Annotated in this window: 16 protein-coding genes; 14 read left to right on the top strand and 2 right to left on the bottom strand. The window is 33.6% G+C overall.

Annotation, left to right across the window (positions count from 1 at the left end; translation table 11 throughout):
• Positions 1–277: 277 nt before the first annotated feature.
• The 10 genes from metG (at position 278) to IHE43_RS03185 (ending at position 11,235) form a co-directional block, all read left to right on the top strand.
• Entirely contained in the window at positions 278–2,413 is a 2,136-nt protein-coding gene (metG, locus tag IHE43_RS03230; RefSeq protein ID WP_192186653.1) for a methionine--tRNA ligase, read from the top strand.
• A gap of 177 nt (positions 2,414–2,590) precedes the next feature.
• Positions 2,591–4,027, top strand: coding sequence for a hypothetical protein (locus tag IHE43_RS03225; protein WP_192186652.1), 1,437 nt, complete (start codon positions 2,591–2,593; stop codon positions 4,025–4,027).
• A gap of 88 nt (positions 4,028–4,115) precedes the next feature.
• The gene (locus IHE43_RS03220; RefSeq protein ID WP_192186651.1) at positions 4,116–5,003 is read left to right on the top strand and encodes a DMT family transporter; all 888 of its coding nucleotides are present in this window, start codon (positions 4,116–4,118) and stop codon (positions 5,001–5,003) included.
• A gap of 340 nt (positions 5,004–5,343) precedes the next feature.
• Positions 5,344–6,051: an HAD family hydrolase gene (locus IHE43_RS03215; RefSeq protein ID WP_192186650.1), complete on the top strand. Its 708-nt coding sequence runs from the start codon at positions 5,344–5,346 to the stop codon at positions 6,049–6,051.
• Positions 6,051–6,680: a chloramphenicol acetyltransferase gene (locus IHE43_RS03210; RefSeq protein WP_192186649.1), complete on the top strand. Its 630-nt coding sequence runs from the start codon at positions 6,051–6,053 to the stop codon at positions 6,678–6,680. Before IHE43_RS03215 ends, IHE43_RS03210 begins: the two co-directional genes overlap by 1 nt.
• Before the next feature lie 108 nt (positions 6,681–6,788).
• Positions 6,789–7,925, top strand: coding sequence for an OmpA family protein (locus IHE43_RS03205; RefSeq protein WP_192186648.1), 1,137 nt, complete (start codon positions 6,789–6,791; stop codon positions 7,923–7,925).
• A 157-nt stretch (positions 7,926–8,082) separates the two neighbouring features.
• Positions 8,083–9,573, top strand: coding sequence for a hypothetical protein (locus tag IHE43_RS03200; RefSeq protein ID WP_192186647.1), 1,491 nt, complete (start codon positions 8,083–8,085; stop codon positions 9,571–9,573).
• 94 nt (positions 9,574–9,667) lie between these two features.
• A complete protein-coding gene (locus tag IHE43_RS03195) occupies positions 9,668–10,186 on the top strand; it encodes a ferritin (protein ID WP_192186646.1) in 519 nt (172 codons plus the stop codon).
• 80 nt (positions 10,187–10,266) lie between these two features.
• Complete coding sequence (locus IHE43_RS03190) at positions 10,267–10,452, top strand: hypothetical protein (protein WP_026984196.1); 186 nt, start codon at positions 10,267–10,269, stop codon at positions 10,450–10,452.
• A 90-nt stretch (positions 10,453–10,542) separates the two neighbouring features.
• Entirely contained in the window at positions 10,543–11,235 is a 693-nt protein-coding gene (locus tag IHE43_RS03185) for a DUF2461 domain-containing protein (protein WP_192186645.1), read from the top strand.
• A 74-nt stretch (positions 11,236–11,309) separates the two neighbouring features.
• Here the strand turns inward: IHE43_RS03185 and IHE43_RS03180 are convergent, their stop codons facing one another.
• Entirely contained in the window at positions 11,310–11,642 is a 333-nt protein-coding gene (locus IHE43_RS03180; RefSeq protein ID WP_192186644.1) for a single-stranded DNA-binding protein, read from the bottom strand.
• Between the two features lie 173 nt (positions 11,643–11,815).
• Between IHE43_RS03180 and IHE43_RS03175 the strand changes: the two genes are divergently transcribed.
• From IHE43_RS03175 to IHE43_RS03160, 4 genes are read left to right on the top strand one after another with little or no spacing between them, the layout of a single operon-like run.
• The gene (locus IHE43_RS03175; RefSeq protein WP_192186643.1) at positions 11,816–13,345 is read left to right on the top strand and encodes a carbon-nitrogen hydrolase family protein; all 1,530 of its coding nucleotides are present in this window, start codon (positions 11,816–11,818) and stop codon (positions 13,343–13,345) included.
• Positions 13,342–13,689, top strand: coding sequence for a hypothetical protein (locus IHE43_RS03170; RefSeq protein WP_056188723.1), 348 nt, complete (start codon positions 13,342–13,344; stop codon positions 13,687–13,689). The genes IHE43_RS03175 and IHE43_RS03170 overlap by 4 nt, the downstream gene beginning before the upstream one ends.
• An 11-nt stretch (positions 13,690–13,700) precedes the next feature.
• Positions 13,701–16,106: a M28 family peptidase gene (locus IHE43_RS03165; protein ID WP_192186642.1), complete on the top strand. Its 2,406-nt coding sequence runs from the start codon at positions 13,701–13,703 to the stop codon at positions 16,104–16,106.
• Between the two features lie 16 nt (positions 16,107–16,122).
• Complete coding sequence (locus tag IHE43_RS03160; protein ID WP_192186641.1) at positions 16,123–16,992, top strand: tetratricopeptide repeat protein; 870 nt, start codon at positions 16,123–16,125, stop codon at positions 16,990–16,992.
• A 133-nt stretch (positions 16,993–17,125) separates the two neighbouring features.
• Here the strand turns inward: IHE43_RS03160 and IHE43_RS03155 are convergent, their stop codons facing one another.
• A complete protein-coding gene (locus IHE43_RS03155) occupies positions 17,126–17,521 on the bottom strand; it encodes a rhodanese-like domain-containing protein (RefSeq protein WP_192186640.1) in 396 nt (131 codons plus the stop codon).
• Positions 17,522–17,559 lie beyond the last annotated feature (38 nt).

Here is a 17,559-nt window from a genome sequence, read left to right as displayed (position 1 = left end):
TCATTAAATTTTTGTTTCACGCAGATTCGGCAGATTGAGCAGATTTTAATTTAAAAAATCAATTTAATCCTGTAATCTGTGGCTTTAGTTTAAAAAACTTTACAACTCTACTCCCCGATGGCTATCGGGATTGCGAGATTAATTCGCTTTGCTTTAAAAAAACTTAGCGAATCTCTGTGTTTTTCTTCGCCCAACTCTGTGAAATTGCTTGTGAATCTCCGTGAAATAACAAAATCTCAATTCTATTGCTTATTTTTGCACTCAATAAAATTGAAAGATGATACAGAATCCAAAGAGATATACTATTACGGCGGCTTTGCCTTACACCAACGGACCTATTCATATTGGGCATTTGGCTGGGGTTTACGTGCCTGCAGATATATATTCGAGATACTTGCGTTTGCAAGGAAAAGACGTTGCGTTTATTTGCGGAAGCGATGAACATGGTGTTGCAATTTCGATGAAAGCCAAAAAAGAAGGAATTACACCACAAGAAGTTATTGATAAATATGACGGAATTATTAGAAAATCATTCGCTGATTTCGGAATTTCGTTTGATAATTATTCTCGTACTTCGGCTAAAATTCATCATGATACGGCTCAGGAATTCTTCAGGACTTTGTATGATAATGGTGATTTTATTGAAGAAGTAACCGAGCAATTGTACGATGCAAAAGCAGATCAGTTTTTAGCGGACCGTTTTGTAGTTGGAACCTGCCCGAAATGTGATAATCCGGAAGCTTACGGTGATCAATGCGAAAAATGCGGATCGACTTTGAATGCTACCGATTTGATTAATCCAAAATCGACGATTACCGGAGAAACTCCCATTTTAAAAGAAACAAAACACTGGTTTTTACCTTTGGACAGGTACACTGATTTCCTGACAGAATGGATTTTAGTCGGACATAAAAACGACTGGAAACCGAATGTTTACGGACAAGTAAAATCATGGGTTGATGGCGGATTAGAACCTCGTGCGGTGACACGTGACCTTGATTGGGGAATTGATGTGCCGGTTGAAGGCGCCGAAGGAAAAAAATTATACGTTTGGTTTGATGCGCCTATCGGATATATTTCATCTACGAAAGAATGGGCAGCGCGCGAAGGAAAAGACTGGGAACCATACTGGAAAGATGAAGAAACGAAACTGGTTCACTTTATTGGGAAAGACAATATCGTTTTTCACTGTATCATTTTCCCGGCAATGCTTAAAGCCGAAGGAAGCTATATTTTACCGGATAACGTTCCTGCAAATGAGTTTTTGAATTTGGAAGGAAATAAACTTTCGACTTCTAAAAACTGGGCCGTTTGGTTACATGAATATTTAGAAGAATTTCCGGAGAAACAAGACGTTTTGCGTTATGCCTTAACTTCAAACGCTCCAGAAACTAAGGATAATGATTTTACCTGGAAAGATTTCCAGGCGAGAAACAACAACGAATTGGTTGCAATTTTTGGAAATTTCATTAATCGTGTTGTGGTTTTAACCAACAAATATTACGAAGGAGTTATTCCGACGCCAAATGAATTTTCAGAAGTTGACGAGCAAACTTTGGCAGAATTAAAAGCGTATCCGGCTGTGATTTCAAGTTCAGTGGAGCGTTACAGATTCCGTGAAGCTCTTGGGGAATTGATGAATGTTGCCCGTTTAGGAAATAAATATCTTGCCGACGAAGAGCCTTGGAAAGTAATGAAAGACAATCCGGAGCGTGTAAAAACGCAAATGTATGTGGCATTGCAAATTGCTGCTGCTTTAAGCGTTTTGGCTGAACCGTTTTTACCTTTTACATCAAAAAAACTTTCAAAAATCCTGAATTTAAGTGATCTTAAAGAGCATTTTGAAGGATTTAGTAAGTTTCTTAAAGAGAAAAATCGTGATGCAAAAGACATCATTATTGATAAAGTACTAGGTTGGAATGATATTGCTGAAAATTCAGATTTAATTCCGGCGGGACATAAAATTGGCGAAGCAGAATTGCTTTTCGCAAAAATAGAAGACGAAGAAATACAAAAACAAATAGATAAATTGGAAGCTACAAAAACAGCCAATCTTGCAGAAAGCAAACAGCCGGAACCACAAAAAGAGTTGATTCAGTTTGAGGATTTCGCTAAAATGGATATTCGTGTTGGAACTATTCTGGAAGCAGAAAAAATGCCAAAAGCCAATAAACTTTTAGTTCTTAAAGTAGATACCGGAATTGACGTTCGTACAATAGTTTCCGGAATTGCTGAAAGCTTTTCGCCAGAAGAAATTATCGGAAAACGTGTTTCTGTCTTAGCCAATTTGGCTCCAAGAGCTCTACGTGGCGTTGAAAGTCAGGGTATGATTTTGATGACAACAAATGCTGAAGGAAAATTGGTTTTTATCAACCCGGATGCTGATGCTCCTAATGGTGAAACGGTAAACTAAAGTTTTATACTACTATAAAATGGCGTGAATCGATTAAACATTTTAATTGATTCACGCTTTTTGATTTTAAAAAATACTCTCTAATATTTTATTTGCTAGTATTTAGTTTCATAAAAAAACTAGATATTAGCAAATAAATAAAAATCAAATCTCATAATGTTAAAAAAAATACTCCTTATGGCTTTACTTTTAAATGGTTTAGTCTCTTTGTCACAAGAAACAATTAGTTCTACACCTATTGAATTAAAAAAAAATCGTGGTGTTTTCCAGACCGTAAATGATCAGAAAAAAGATGTTACCGTATTTGTCAGTGACAAAATAAAAGTAAATGCTATTCATCTTAATGAAAAAATGCAAATAGCAGATAGTATTTCAACAGAAAGACCAAATACTAAAGTTTACACCAATATGATTGGTTATAACATCAAAAATAATAATACAAGACTTTTCTGGTCTTCGGATGATTATGAAAATATTTTTACACAATTGTATGATTTTAATAGCCGAACAGTCCAAACACAACAATACACCCTTGCTTTAAAAGACGAAAAGTTTTTGCAAAAATTTAGTGAAAATGAAAAGTTTTATATCTTAACTGTTGTTAAAAAAAGCAATAATTTAAGATTACATATTTTTGATAAAGAAGGAGTGTATGTGTCAAAAACAATCTCTTTGGAAGGATTTCATTTCTTTAAAAAAAAGTATGTCAAATCAACGCTCTATGGCGTATTAGAGGAGAGTTTCCTTCCTAACGAATGGCCTTTTTCGATGCATTTTATGAATATCGAAAATCCAACTTCATTAAATGAAGCTACAAAAAAGAGAAAGTGTTATTTTAATAAAAATCAAATCGTTATAACAATTGATAATAATGTAAATTACACCCAAGCTATTGTAATTGATTTAACAAGATTTAGTGCTATCGAAAAAATAATTAAATTTCCTTCAATTTCAGAAATGAGTCCAGGAGGATATTCTGTTCGATTAAATTCAAACTCTTTCTTTATTAACAATAAACTATATCAAATAAAATCTTCAGCCGATATTTTTCATTTTACCATAAAAGATTTAGATGGTAATTTACTAAAAGAATACACTGCAACTGGAGATACTCCAATTGAATTTAAAAACACAGAAATTTCACAGCAAGGAAACGATTTTTTTGGTGGAGGTGAGAAAGTATTGGAGAACTCTTCCCAATTTATTCGAAAGATAACTAATTTGCATGCAGGTATTGCTTGTTATAATGTTGGGGAAAATACATTAATAACTTTCGGAGGCATTTCTGATACATCACAACAACCTGCAGGTCAATCTGTAATGAATCAATTTGGCTTTATAGGTTCATTATTAGGAGCTGTCATATTTAATCCAACTATGGATAGCTTCAATTCCTATTCTAGCCGAAAAGTGGTTAAGGTAGAAGGTTTATTTGACAAAGAAGGCAATCACGTAAAAGGCGAATTACAGCCGTTAGCATTTGATAAGATTAGAACGTTTCTTGATAAAAATGAAGATACATCAGCACAAATTTTATTTAAGATAGATTCTTATTATTTAGGGTATTATGACAAAAAAGCAAAAGAATATATTATTAGAAAATTTAATGACTGAAAACATTAATAATTCCCGGACGCAAATCCGGGAATTATTAATAAAATTAAGGCTTTTTAAGAAGATGAAAGCTTCAAAAAATCACTAAATGAAACTCACCAAACCAAGATTGGCTTTAATCTGCGGGATACTTTGTATTTCCATCTTCCCGATATTGGTTAAATTAAAACTGGCACCTGGATTAATCTCGGCTTTTTACCGTATGTTTTTTGCGGTCCTTTTGCTGTTGCCTTATGTAATTATAACGAAAAGCTTCAAACTTCCGAAGACAAAATTCTTGCTTTTGGCCATGCTTTGTGGTATTTTATTTTCATCTGATGTTGCGGTTTGGAATATCGCCATTCAGGATTCGAGTGCGACTCAGGCTTCACTTTTAACGAATTTATCTCCGCTTTGGGTCGGAATCGGTTCGTTTTTATTTTTGAAATCAAAACCTGCAACCAATTTCTGGATTGGAACAGTGGTTTCTTTATTCGGAATGGTGACTTTGGTTGGTTTCAGTTTTTTTATGGAATTGAATTTTGATCAGGCTTTCTTGTTTGCGGTTTTATCAGGGATTTTATATTCAATTTATCTGTTGGTCAGCAAAAATGTACTTTCAGAAGTTGATGTTTTGTCGTTTATGACGATCAGTTTATTGGCTTCGAGTGTTTATCTAGGAATTCTTTGCTATTCGTTAGATCAGCCTTTTACCGGATTCTCAAATACCGGTTGGTTTGTATTGGTTTTACAAGCCGTAATTTGTCAATTGTGTGCCTGGTTGTCGATTAGTTATGCAACACAACACATGCGCGCGACCAGAGTTTCGTTGAGTTTATTGAGTCAGGCTGTAATAACTTCGATATTAGCTTGGTTGTTTTTAGAAGAACAAATAACTTTACAGATGGTTTTCGGCGGCATCATTTTACTTTTCGGAATCAGAATTACATTTTTCGATAAAACTATTTCGTTAAAAAGAATGTTTAATAAGGATTGATAAATAGCACGCGGATTCTGGCGGATTCTGGCGGATTTAAGCAGATTGATTTTTTAATTAGTACCGAAAAAGGTTTCACGCAGATTTTGCAGATTTAAGCAGATTGCGCAGATATTTTAGAAAAAATCTTTTTAATCTTTTAATCTGTGGCAAGAAAAAATTAGTGAAAATTTGTGCAATTTGTGGCTAAAAAAATTCCACACAGATTTTGCAAATTAAAGCAGATCAGCACGGATATTAAAAAATCTTTAAAATCATTTTAATCAGTGGCAAAATCTGAAACTATCTGTGGCAAAAAACCTGAAACTTGAAACAAAACAAAACTTGAAACAAAAAACCCATGTTAGATAAAAACAAAATACCCAATTTAAAAGTAATTGCATTTGATGCTGATGATACTTTATTTGTAAACGAACCTTATTTTCAGGAAACAGAACACAAATTCTGTGCTTTGATGGAAGATTATCTTTCCCATCAGGGTATTTCACAGGAATTATTCAAAATTGAAATTGCAAATTTGCCTTTGTACGGTTACGGAATCAAAGGATATATTCTTTCGATGATTGAAGCAGCGATGAATATTTCGAACAATACAATTCCAATAGAAGTTATTGAAAAAATCATTCAATACGGAAAAGAATTGCTCGAAAAGCCAATCGAATTGCTAGACGGAATCGAAGAAACTTTGCAGGCCTTACACGGAAAATACAAATTGGTTGTTGCGACAAAAGGCGATCTGAAAGATCAGCACAGCAAATTACATCGTTCAGGTTTGGGGCATTATTTTCACCATATAGAAGTAATGTCAGACAAGCAGGAAACTGATTATGAAAAATTACTGGGTCGTTTAGACATTCAGGCACATGAATTTTTGATGATCGGAAACTCGCTAAAATCTGACGTATTGCCTGTTTTAGGGATTGGTGGTTATGCTGTACATATTCCGTTTCATACTACCTGGGAACATGAAAAAATTAATCATAAAGTTGAGCATAAACATTTTAGTTCTTTCGAAAAAATTTCTGAAGTGCTCCCTAATTTATTATAATGAAAACACTATTAGACTTAGAAAACTGGAATAGAAAAGAACATTTTGCACATTTTAGCCAAATGGAAGAACCTTTTTTTGGCGCAACTGTCGAGATTGATTGTACCAAAGCGTATCAAACAGCCAAAAGTTTTAATACTTCTTTTTTCATCTATTATTTACATAAAACCTTAGTTGCAGTAAATACAATTGAGAATTTTAGATACCGTATTTCAGAAGGCAAAATCTACAGTAACGATCGTATCGATGCGTCGGCAACGATTGGTCGTGAAGATGGTACTTTTGGGTTTTCATTAATTGAATACAACGCTGATTTTAGAAATTTTGAAGAGACCGCTTTGGCAGAAATCGAAAGAATTCAAAATACGACTGGGATTTTTACAAGATCTTTTGATGATGACAATGTGATTCACTTTTCTGCTATTCCATGGCTGAATTTTACATCGCTTTCTCATGCGAGAAGCTACACTTTCCCGGACAGCTGCCCAAAGATTTCATTTGGAAAAATGATGACTTCTGAATCTGGAAAAAGAACCATTGCAATGTCTGTTCATGTACATCATGGTTTGATGGATGGTTTGCATGTAGGTCAGTTCGTTGACACTTTTCAGGACCTAATGAACTCTTAATGTTTATCTTATATAATAAACCCTATTTTGTTATGTTTTGGACTTTTAGCGGAAAGTAATTCTTACAAATAATTGTTGGTTTGGGAAAAATTTAAAATCTCAAATACAATGAAAAAAATTGTAATTACTCTGGCGTTTGCATTAAGTTTAATGCATGCAAAAGCACAAACAGAAAACAATACTACAACCAGTTATAACAAGTGGTCTGTAGAATTAGATGGTGGTTTTAACAAACCTCAGCGTCCATTTACCTCAGGGAATTATTACACTTCAAGAATCAATCCTTATACTGTCGATTTAGGTGTAAGATACATGTTGAACAACAAATTCGGTTTAAAAGCTAATGTGGGATATAATAGTTTCACTGGTCAAAATGATAGTTCAATTGATTTTGACTCTAAATACTACAGAATCGACCTGCAAGGTGTCGCCAACTTAGGAAGAATTATGAATTTTGAAACCTGGACAAATACATTTGGTTTACTTGGACACGCTGGTTTTGGAGTAGGACGTTTAGAGAATAAAGATTTACATGTAAAAGACAATGTAGGCAATTTTATTGCTGGTCTAACGGGACAAATCAGATTATCAGATCGTTTTGCTTTAACAGGAGATATTTCAACTATTGTAAATGCCTACCAGGATCATACTTTTGATGGTGGTGCTCCTACAAACTCGAGAGGATTCAGTGGGTTATTATTTACTGGAACTGCAGGTTTAAACATTTATTTGGGTAAAAACACCAAACACGCAGACTGGACCGTAATCTCTGAAAATGCTGATGTTGCTGCTTTAGAGAGCAAACTTGCCAATCTTGAAGCGCAGGTAAATAAAATACCAGAAAAGCAAGTAATTATTGAAAAACCGGTTACTAATACAGTAGTAAATGATAAAGATGTTGTTAAAGAAATGATCAACGACAAATACTACAGTGTTTATTTTGATTTCAACAAATCAACTCCAATCGAAAATTCAACTGCTGCTATCGATGTTGTTTTAACATATTTAAGAAAAAACCCTTCGGCCTCTCTTGATATTCTTGGTTATGCTGATCAGGTTGGTAGTTCGGAATATAATGACAAATTATCAAATGCAAGGGCTAACAATGTGAAAACCATTTTTGAAAAAGCCGGAATTGCATCTTCAAGATTAAATGTCATTCCTCAGGGAGCGGACACTTCTATCCAAAAAGATTCAGAAGAAGCAAGAAGATTAGCAAGAAGAGTTACTTTTAAAGTAAAATAATCTCTTTTTAAATAAAAATGAAGCCCTAAAGAAAAAAATTTAGGGCTTTTTTATTTTGCCCTTTTGAAGACTTAAAATCTATCAGAAATAATTTGTACTTTCATTATTCAAAAATTCCATCTCATAAAACTGGAACAATATTTGTAGTTAAAATAATGTGAAAAAAATTATACTCTTATTTCTTTTATTCTCTAATTCATTGTTGTTCAGCCAAACAATATTGAATTCCTTTCCGTTAGATTTAAAAAGATCAAACGGAGCAGAGCAGGTTTTGACTGCTGAAAACCAACAGACTCACGAAGTTTTTGTCTTTGCAGCAGATAGTCAGAATATCTCTATTTTAAAATACAACAGTTCCCTATTCCTGACAGACCAATATAAAGGCGCCTTAAAAGACATCGGTGATAAGTCTCTCATTGGATATAGTTTTAGTGCAGACGGATTACCTACACTCTATTGGTCAACAAAAGATTATGGAACTATTATCGCTATTAAATATTTCTTTGGAAACAAAACATCCAAAAATTTAAACTTTGTATTTACTTCTGAAAAGCAATCTATTATAGCGCAATTTCAGTTAGAAAATTCATTTAATCTCCTTGTTAAAGATTTAGAAGAGCAAACACTCGTTCTTTATACTTTTGAAAATGGCACTGTTGAACAAAAAATATTCGATTTTTCGTCTTTTAAATTTCAGAATAGAAACACGAAATTTGTTACTTTCAATTATGTTATTCAGCAAAATCCAATTGAAAAAATTGAAGCAGAAGAATATACCCCTCTATTCAGAAGCACTGCAAAAAGCAAATTATACATCTTTCCAAATCGTTTTGTTTTAACTTTAGACCATAATCCGAAAAAAACTCAGGTATTTGATATAAATCTTGAAACGGAAGAAATTAAAGAAAAAACCTTTACCCAATCAACTATTCAAAAACCTAAAAAAATAAGTAATTCATTCTTACAGAATAATAAACTGTATCAAACTATTGCCAGTGATGAAGAGTTATTCCTTGATATAAAAGATTACAATTCTAATGAGACTGTAAAAAGCTTTCACATTTCAAAAAATGACACCATCAAATTTAAAACGTCTCCCCTCTTAATCCAAAGGGAAGGTGAAAAAGCTAAAGAATTAAAAACAACGAAAAAATTCCTAAATCATCTTTCCTTTTTAGATATTGGTTTATCGGTTTTTAAGAACAAAGAAAATACTTTAATTACCTTAGGAGGAACTCCAAACATGATGAGACAAGGCAGTTTGTTTATTGCCTCTTATTCTGTTGATGATTTTGGATTTTATGATAATAGTTCATCATACTACCCACCGAATTATTCTTCGGGGTACATTCATACAGAAACGGTTTATTTTGAAAGCGTATGGAATCCTAATTATAATATTGTAAAACAAGAACAGCTAGAACCATTAGCGATTGATAACATCTACTATTTTATGAGTCTGAATAAGCAGATCGCATTAGACAACATCTTAAAATATAAAGATTTTTATATTCTTAGCTATTACGATACGGTTTCAAAACAATATGTAATGCGTAAATTCAAGGATGGATTTAATGCAGATGATCCATTTCTTGAGAAATTAAATACTCCTTCGTCTTTCAAAAAACCTTTCCAGAAAAGGCCTTAAATTTATTGAGAATTAATCCAAATGTCTTAGGTTTCGTGCTTTCAAAAAAACATAATGGATTATTTTTTTTAACTTTACAAAAAAGACACATATTATGCTAAAGAAAAATATTGAATCAGCTTTAAACAAGCAAATACGCATAGAGGCAGAATCTTCGCAAACCTACCTTTCCATGGCTTGTTGGGCTGAAGTACACGGATTAGAGGGAATCGCTCAATTTATGTACACACAATCAGACGAAGAGCGCGCGCACATGCTTAAATTAGTGAAGTATGTGAACGAACGCGGAGGTCACGCTCAGGTTACAGATCTAAAAGCACCAAAAACATCTTATTCTACATTCAAGGAAATGTTTGAAGCGCTTTATAGCCATGAAATTTTTGTTTCAGAATCTATTAACGAATTGGTTCACATCACTTTTGAAGAAAAAGATTATGCAACACATAATTTCTTACAATGGTATGTGTCAGAACAAATCGAAGAAGAAGCTACAGCTAAATCAATCTTAGACAAAATCAACTTAATTGGTGACGATAAAGGCGGACTTTACTTATTTGATCGTGATATTCAGCAGTTAACTGTTACAAGCTCAATCGCTATCAATCCAAAATAAAAAAGTTAAAGTTTATTTAGAATATTTAAAAATAACAAAATTATTTTATATTTGTCTCTGTTTTATAATACAGAGGAAAATTGAGCAAGAAAGAAAAAGACAAGGACAAAAAAAAGGATAAAAAGAAAAAGAAGAATAAAGCTATCCTTGAGAACATTAAGAAGTTAGAAAACTGTAAATCTTCTTGTTGTGAAAAATACAAAAAGAGCGAAAAGAAACGCTGCTCGCGTTGTCCTATGTTTGATTTATTCAAAAAAACTGCTTAAACAATATATTCAAAACCCACCGAAAATCTGGTGGGTTTTTTGTTTAAATTGCAGACCACTTTTGATTTTAAAAAGTCTCACAATTAAATTATGGAAAACCAGATTACGATACCTAAATCCAGTCTTGATTTTTTGCTTCAACTTAAAAGCAACAATAACAAACCCTGGTTTGAGGAAAATAAGCCCACTTACTTAAACGAATTAAATCATATTGAAAATTTTGCAGGTGCTTTGCTTCAGGAACTTTCTAAAACCGATGTTCTTGAAACTGCTTCCGGAAAGAAAAGCGTTTACCGAATTTATCGTGATATTCGATTCTCTAAAGATAAAACTCCTTTTAAAACTTTTTGGGGAGGAAGTTACACCAGAGCAACAGCAGCACGACGCGGCGGTTATTATTTTCATCTGGAACAAGGAAACAGCTTTCTTGCCGGTGGATTTTGGGGACCAAATGCTGCAGATTTAAAACGCGTAAGAAGTGAATTTGCTCATGATCCTCAAGCCATGAAAAAAATATTGAATTCAAAATCCTTTATTAACACTTTCGGAATTTTGCAAGGTGAACAACTTAAAACAGCACCAAAAGGTTTTGATGTAAACCATGAAGCCATTGATTTACTTCGTTACAAACAGTTTTTGGTCATGAAACGTTTTACTGATGATGAAGTTCTAAGTCCGCATTTTTTAGAACAAGCCTTAGAGACATTCAAAAATATGCGTCCTTTTTTTGACTATATGAGCGAAATACTAACAACGGATATAAATGGTGCTTCTGTTTTATAACAAGTCTTTACTCAAAATAAAAAACCCGACTGTCTCTTTAAAAAACAATCGGGTTAAATTAAACTTATAAAACGTTATTTACTTAGCAACAATATTTCATTTACAACGACTTCGGTTATATACTTCTTCTCCCCGTTTTTGTCGTCATAACTTCTGTGGGTTAGTTTTCCTTCAATAGCAACTTCCTTTCCTTTTACGACAAATTTTTCAATAATTTCAGCGACTTTGCCCCAGGCTGTAACACGATGCCAATCCGTTTGTTCTATTTTTTCACCTTTGTCATTTTTATAATAATCGTGTGTTGCGATCGTTAGTTGCGCTAATTTTTTTCCATTTTCTAAGGTTTTGATTTCCGGGTCGTTTCCTACGTTCCCAATTAATTGCACTCTGTTTTTCATTGCATTCATGGCGTATAATATTTAAATGTTCGTTAAATGAATTCCTTAGTGAAATTCGATGAGGCAAAGATGCGATGGCACTCAAAAAGTATTCGGTTGCAAACTATTTACTTTCGGTTGTAACTATTTGTAAACGTTTGTAAATGGAAATATTTTCGTACATTTAACAAAAATCATACTACATGCAGACAAAAATTAATAAAGTTGAGTTACGAAATTTAGAAATCGAAGATTACAAACAATTAAAAAATTCGATGGTAGAATCGTATCCTGAAATGGCGAATTCATACTGGAGCGTAAGTGACATCGAAAAATTACTTTCCATATTTCCCGAAGGCCAATTAGTGATTTTAGTGGATGATATTGTTGTGGGATCTGCCTTATCCTTAATTGTCGACGAAAAGCTCGTGGATAAAAGACATAATTACAGACAAATTGTTGGCAACTATACCTTTTCAACTCATGATAGAGATGCTGAAATTTTATACGGAATCGATGTTTTCATTCACCCCAATTATCGTGGCTTACGTTTAGGCCGACGTTTATACGATGCCAGAAAAGAACTTTGCGAACAGCTTAATTTAAAAGCTATTGTATTTGCAGGAAGAATTCCAAATTACGCACAGCATTCCAAAAAAATGACGCCTAAAAGTTATATTGACAGGGTAAAACATAAAGAATTACATGATCCGGTACTTTCGTTTCAGTTAAGTAACGATTTCCATGTGTTGAGAATTATAAAGAATTATTTAGAAGGAGATGAAGAATCAAAAGAGTTTGCGGTTCTTTTAGAATGGAATAATGTTTATTATGATGAAAGTCCAAAGCTGATCAACCTTGACAAAAGCGTTATTCGTCTGGGACTAATTCAGTGGCAGATGCGTCAATTAAACAATTTAGAAGAGTTTTTCGAGCAATCAGAGTTTTTTATAGATGTCGTTTCTGGTTATGGCGCCGATTTTGCCTTATTTCCGGAACTTTTCATCGCCCCATTGATGGCTGATTATAATCATTTATCAGAAGCAGAAGCAATTCGGGAACTTGCACGCTATTCTGATCCAATTAGAAAACGTTTTCAGGAATTTGCTATTTCGTACAACATCAATATCATTACCGGAAGTATGCCTTATTTAGATAATGGTAATTTATACAACGTTGGTTTTTTATGCAAAAGGGACGGAACCTCAGAAATGTATACCAAAATTCACGTTACGCCAAATGAAGTACAGCATTGGGGAATGAAAGGCGGATCGCATTTTCAAACCTTTGATACCGATTGCGGAAAAATTGGGATCCTTATTTGCTATGATGTTGAATTTCCTGAGCTTTCCAGAATTATGGCTAATGAAGGCATGAATATATTATTTGTTCCTTTTTTAACTGATACACAAAATGCCTATACGCGTGTAAAACATTGCTCACAAGCACGTGCAATAGAAAACGAATGTTATGTTGCGATTGCAGGTTGCGTTGGTAATTTGCCTAAAGTAAATAATATGGATATTCAATATGCTCAGGCTTCTGTTTTTACACCTTCTGATTTTGCTTTTCCTAGCAACGGAATTAAAGCCGAAGCAACTCCAAATACCGAAATGACACTCATCGTTGATGTTGATTTGAACTTATTAAAACAACTTCATGAACATGGAAGTGTACGAATATTAAAAGACAGAAGACATGATTTATACGAAATTAAAAAAATTGAACAATGAAAACCTGCCTTGAATGCTCCGAAAAAATTGTAGGTCGGGAAGACAAAAAGTTTTGTTCTGATAGCTGCCGAAATGCCTACAACAACAAAATAAATAAGGACAGCACTAATTTCATGCGAAACGTAAACAACAAATTACGAAAAAATTACCGTATTTTGGTCGAGCTAAACACGGAAGGAAAATCAAAAGCAACAAGGGATAAAATGATCAATAAAGGTTTTGATTTTGATTTCTTTACCAATATCTTGCAGACCAAAACAGGGAATACCTACTATTTCTTGTATGACCAGGGATATAGATCTTTGGACAATGATTATTTTATGCTTGTTAAAAAAGAAATATAGTACTATTCATCATGAAAAAAAACCCCACTTCAATTCTTGCCGTAGTATGCATTTTAGCAATTCTTGGTATCATCTACGCCACCATGATGCCGCAATGGATTTCGAAAGAAGAGGAAGCTCTTGCCGAATTTTCGACCGAAAGGGCTTTAAACCAGGTCGAAATTATTGCTCAAAAACCACATTATGTCGGATCAACTAATCACGAATTAGTAGCAAACTACCTTAAACTTGAATTGAACCGAATTGGTTTAGAGACTTCTGTTCAGGAAGGATTTACACTAAACGATAAGGGGCTTTTAGTAAAATCCAAAAACATTCTGGCCCGCATAAAAGGGACCAACAACTCAAAAGCGCTTTTATTACTATCCCATTATGACAGTGCACCACATTCATTTTCTAAAGGAGCAAGTGATGATGCTTCTGGAGTAGCTACCATTCTTGAAGGTATTCGTGCTTTTATGTACTCCAAACAACCTCAAAAAAACGATATTATAATTCTTTTTTCAGATGCTGAAGAATTAGGGTTAAACGGTGCTGAACTGTTTGTGAACAAACATCCGTGGGCTAAAGATGTTGGCCTGGTTATTAATTTTGAAGCTCGCGGGTCTTCTGGACCAAGTTACATGTTGATGGAAACCAACAAAGGAAATGAAGCTCTTGTAAAAGAATTTTCAAAAGCAAAGACCAAATATCCGGTTTCAAATTCGCTGATGTACAGCATTTACAAAATGCTGCCAAATGATACTGATTTAACTGTTTTTAGAGAACAAGGAAACATTCAGGGATTTAATTTTGCTTTTATCGATGGACATTATAATTACCACACCCAACAAGACGACGTTCAGCATTTAAACAGAATGACATTGGCACATCAGGGAACGTATTTGATGCCTTTATTAAAATACTTTTCAAACATCGACTTAAATGCAACAAACTCAACTGCAGACGATGTTTATTTCAGCGTTCCATTTTCCTTTATAAGTTACCCTTTTACCTGGGTTTTCCCAATGACAATAATTGCTTTAGGCTTGCTAATTATTTTTATTTTTATTGGAAAAGCAAAACGATTAATATCTTTCAGAGAGATTTTTAAAGGTTTTGTTCCCTTTTTGGGTGCTTTGATCATTGCCGGTTTAGTAACTTTTTTAGGATGGAAAATCGTTTTGCAAATCTATCCTCAATATTTAGATTTACTTAATGGCTTTACCTACAATGGACACGCCTATATTGGAGCATTTGTTACTTTAAGCATTGCTATTTGCTTTGCATTTTACAACCATTTTTCAGAAACAAAAATTACGATGAATCATTTTGTAGCACCTTTGCTACTATGGATTGTGATCAATATATTTTTAGCCAATAACTTAACTGGCGCAGGATTCCTGATTATTCCGGTTTATTTTGGAATCTTCCTATTTGGAATTTTTGTTATTACACAACATTACAGTTTGGGTTTAAACTTATTATTTACACTTCCGGCGCTTATAATTGTTGCACCCTTTATTGTAATGTTTCCAATTGGTTTAGGTTTAAAAATTCTTTTTGGAAGTGCCTTACTTACTGTTTTGCTTTTCGGATTATTACTTCCAATTTTTGGAGATTTTATTAGAAAAGGGGCATGGGCTGCATTCTTTTTTATCGTATCTATTGGCTTTTTTGTTTACGCAGGTTACAATTCTGGTTACGAACATGGAAAAGCAAAATCGAATAGTTTGCTTTACGTTTACAATGCCGATACAAATTCTGCCGTATGGACAACATACGATGTAAACCTTGATGATTGGACAAAAACTTATTTGGGAGAAAAAAATCAAAAAGCGGTTGGTTTAAATGCCCTGCCACTTGCCAGCAAATATAACTCTGGTTTTACTTATAGCGCTATTGCACCGGTTGTAGAGGTTCCTAAACCAACCATCTCTTTCTTAAAAGACAGCGTTATTGGGAACAATCGATACCTAAAAATACAAATTACACCCAACCGAAAAGTAAACCGTTATGATATTTTTGCCCATCCTAAAATGACTTTTTACAACTTTAAAGCTAACGGAGTTTCAACTTCTGACCAAAAAGGAAACAGTCTGGAAAGAGATGGTATGAAAATTTTATGCTATTATGTTGTGGGTAATGAACCACTTGTAATGGAATTCTACATCAACAAATCGTCTATTTTTGATATGGATTTGATTGAAAGCTCTTTTGATTTGATGACTAATCCGTTATTTCAGGTAAAACCAAGAAACGACTGGATGATGCCGACGCCTTTTGTTTTGAATGATGCTGTTTTAATTCAGCAAAAGATAAAAAGATATACTGCGCCAGTACCAACAATCGAAGCCGCGCCAATAAAAGATAGTGTGACTGTTGCGAAAGACAGTTTAACACCAGTAGTTAAACCTCAACAAAACAATAAATTATAAAATAGAACTACCTTATATGAAGAAAATAATCCTAATTTTTATAGCATTTGCAAGCTTTACGACTATTTATGCACAAGCTGTAGAAGAAAAAATAGCTGCAAAAGCATGTGATTGTTTAAGTAAAAGTTCAGGAATTACAGAAACTGTTTTTAGAGACTGTTTGACGAGTACAATGTCTGAAACCATATTGACAGATAAAGACTCAAAAGTTAGAGAATCGATCAATACTGTTGATGGAATTAAAAGTATGATTCAAAAAGTCAGTGACGCTGTCATTAAAAAATGTCCAAAATTATTACCTCAGGATCCTGAAGACAAAACGACTATCTTTTACGCTGATTCAAAAAATGAAAAGGCGCAGAACTCGTATATCATTGCAAAAGATTTCATGAAAGCTAACAACTATAAATTGGCGGTTGAAAGTCTACAGCTTTCATTGAAAGAAGATCCAAATTTTGTACTCGCTCTGGATGACATTGCCGTTTGTTACAGACAATTGAATGATTTTGATAATGCAATAAAATATTATAAAAAATCACTTGATATTTTCCCGGAAGGCGATTTAGCACTAATGAATATTGGAGTTATTTATACCTTAAAATCCGATTTTAAGACGGCTATTGAATATTATGAAAAACTAATCAAATTCCAGCCTAATAATGCAGAAGGTTACTTTGGTGCCGGAAAAAATTATTTTGTCCTGAATGATGACGAAAAGGCACTCGACAACATTTTCATGGCGCATGTTATCTACACCAATGAAAAATCAGAGTATGTAAAAGATTCTGAGCAGCTTTTGGGAGCCATTTATCAAAAAATGAAATCCGAAAATAAAGAAGATTTATTCAAAAAAATTGCAGAGAAAAACAACGTTAAAATTGAATAAAATCTTAAAATCAGGTTCAAAGGTTCAAAGATACAGAGGCACAAAGGTTCAAAAAGCACTATTTCATAGTGCTTTTTATTTTTTATAATATATTGGAAACCTTTGCAACTTTGAACCTTTGTCCCTAAAAAAATTAACAGGCACATTCTATTTTCAATCCTGCTTTAACCCCATTTGTTCCTTCAGTGGCATATCCGTCAAACTTCCACCACTCCATTCCGCCGATCAATTCTTTTACTTTAAAACCTAATTTTACCATATTCAAAGCGCCTCTTGTCGAAGCGTTACAACCAATTCCGTCGCAATACATTACGTACAAAACGTCTCTGTCTAAATGTTTGGTACTTTCAATTGTCATTTCGCGATGCGGAATATTAATCGCCGTCGGAATATGTTCTGCTTCATATCCAAATGTTTTTCGGGCATCAATAACAATCACTTTTTCTCCGTTATTCAAGGCATCAAACAAATCGGAAGGATCCATTTCGAAGGCCAGTTTGTTTTCATAATGTTTAATTTGTGTTTCCATTTTTTCAGTTTTTATGATTTTGTTTTTTCAAAAGTAGA

The organism is Flavobacterium sp. MDT1-60 (assembly GCF_014844035.1).
Taxonomy (GTDB): domain Bacteria; phylum Bacteroidota; class Bacteroidia; order Flavobacteriales; family Flavobacteriaceae; genus Flavobacterium.
This window is presented reverse-complemented; position numbering and strand designations above follow the sequence as displayed.

Coding starts and splice junctions, on each gene's coding strand:
- IHE43_RS03160 (WP_192186641.1), top strand. CDS start 16,123: ATGAAGAAAATAATCCTAATTTTTATAGCATTTGCAAGCTTTACGACT.
- IHE43_RS03185 (WP_192186645.1), top strand. CDS start 10,543: ATGGAAAACCAGATTACGATACCTAAATCCAGTCTTGATTTTTTGCTT.
- IHE43_RS03180 (WP_192186644.1), bottom strand. CDS start 11,642: ATGAATGCAATGAAAAACAGAGTGCAATTAATTGGGAACGTAGGAAAC.
- IHE43_RS03165 (WP_192186642.1), top strand. CDS start 13,701: ATGAAAAAAAACCCCACTTCAATTCTTGCCGTAGTATGCATTTTAGCA.
- IHE43_RS03220 (WP_192186651.1), top strand. CDS start 4,116: ATGAAACTCACCAAACCAAGATTGGCTTTAATCTGCGGGATACTTTGT.
- IHE43_RS03225 (WP_192186652.1), top strand. CDS start 2,591: ATGGCTTTACTTTTAAATGGTTTAGTCTCTTTGTCACAAGAAACAATT.
- IHE43_RS03210 (WP_192186649.1), top strand. CDS start 6,051: ATGAAAACACTATTAGACTTAGAAAACTGGAATAGAAAAGAACATTTT.
- IHE43_RS03195 (WP_192186646.1), top strand. CDS start 9,668: ATGCTAAAGAAAAATATTGAATCAGCTTTAAACAAGCAAATACGCATA.
- IHE43_RS03175 (WP_192186643.1), top strand. CDS start 11,816: ATGCAGACAAAAATTAATAAAGTTGAGTTACGAAATTTAGAAATCGAA.
- metG (WP_192186653.1), top strand. CDS start 278: ATGATACAGAATCCAAAGAGATATACTATTACGGCGGCTTTGCCTTAC.
- IHE43_RS03170 (WP_056188723.1), top strand. CDS start 13,342: ATGAAAACCTGCCTTGAATGCTCCGAAAAAATTGTAGGTCGGGAAGAC.
- IHE43_RS03215 (WP_192186650.1), top strand. CDS start 5,344: ATGTTAGATAAAAACAAAATACCCAATTTAAAAGTAATTGCATTTGAT.
- IHE43_RS03155 (WP_192186640.1), bottom strand. CDS start 17,521: ATGGAAACACAAATTAAACATTATGAAAACAAACTGGCCTTCGAAATG.
- IHE43_RS03205 (WP_192186648.1), top strand. CDS start 6,789: ATGAAAAAAATTGTAATTACTCTGGCGTTTGCATTAAGTTTAATGCAT.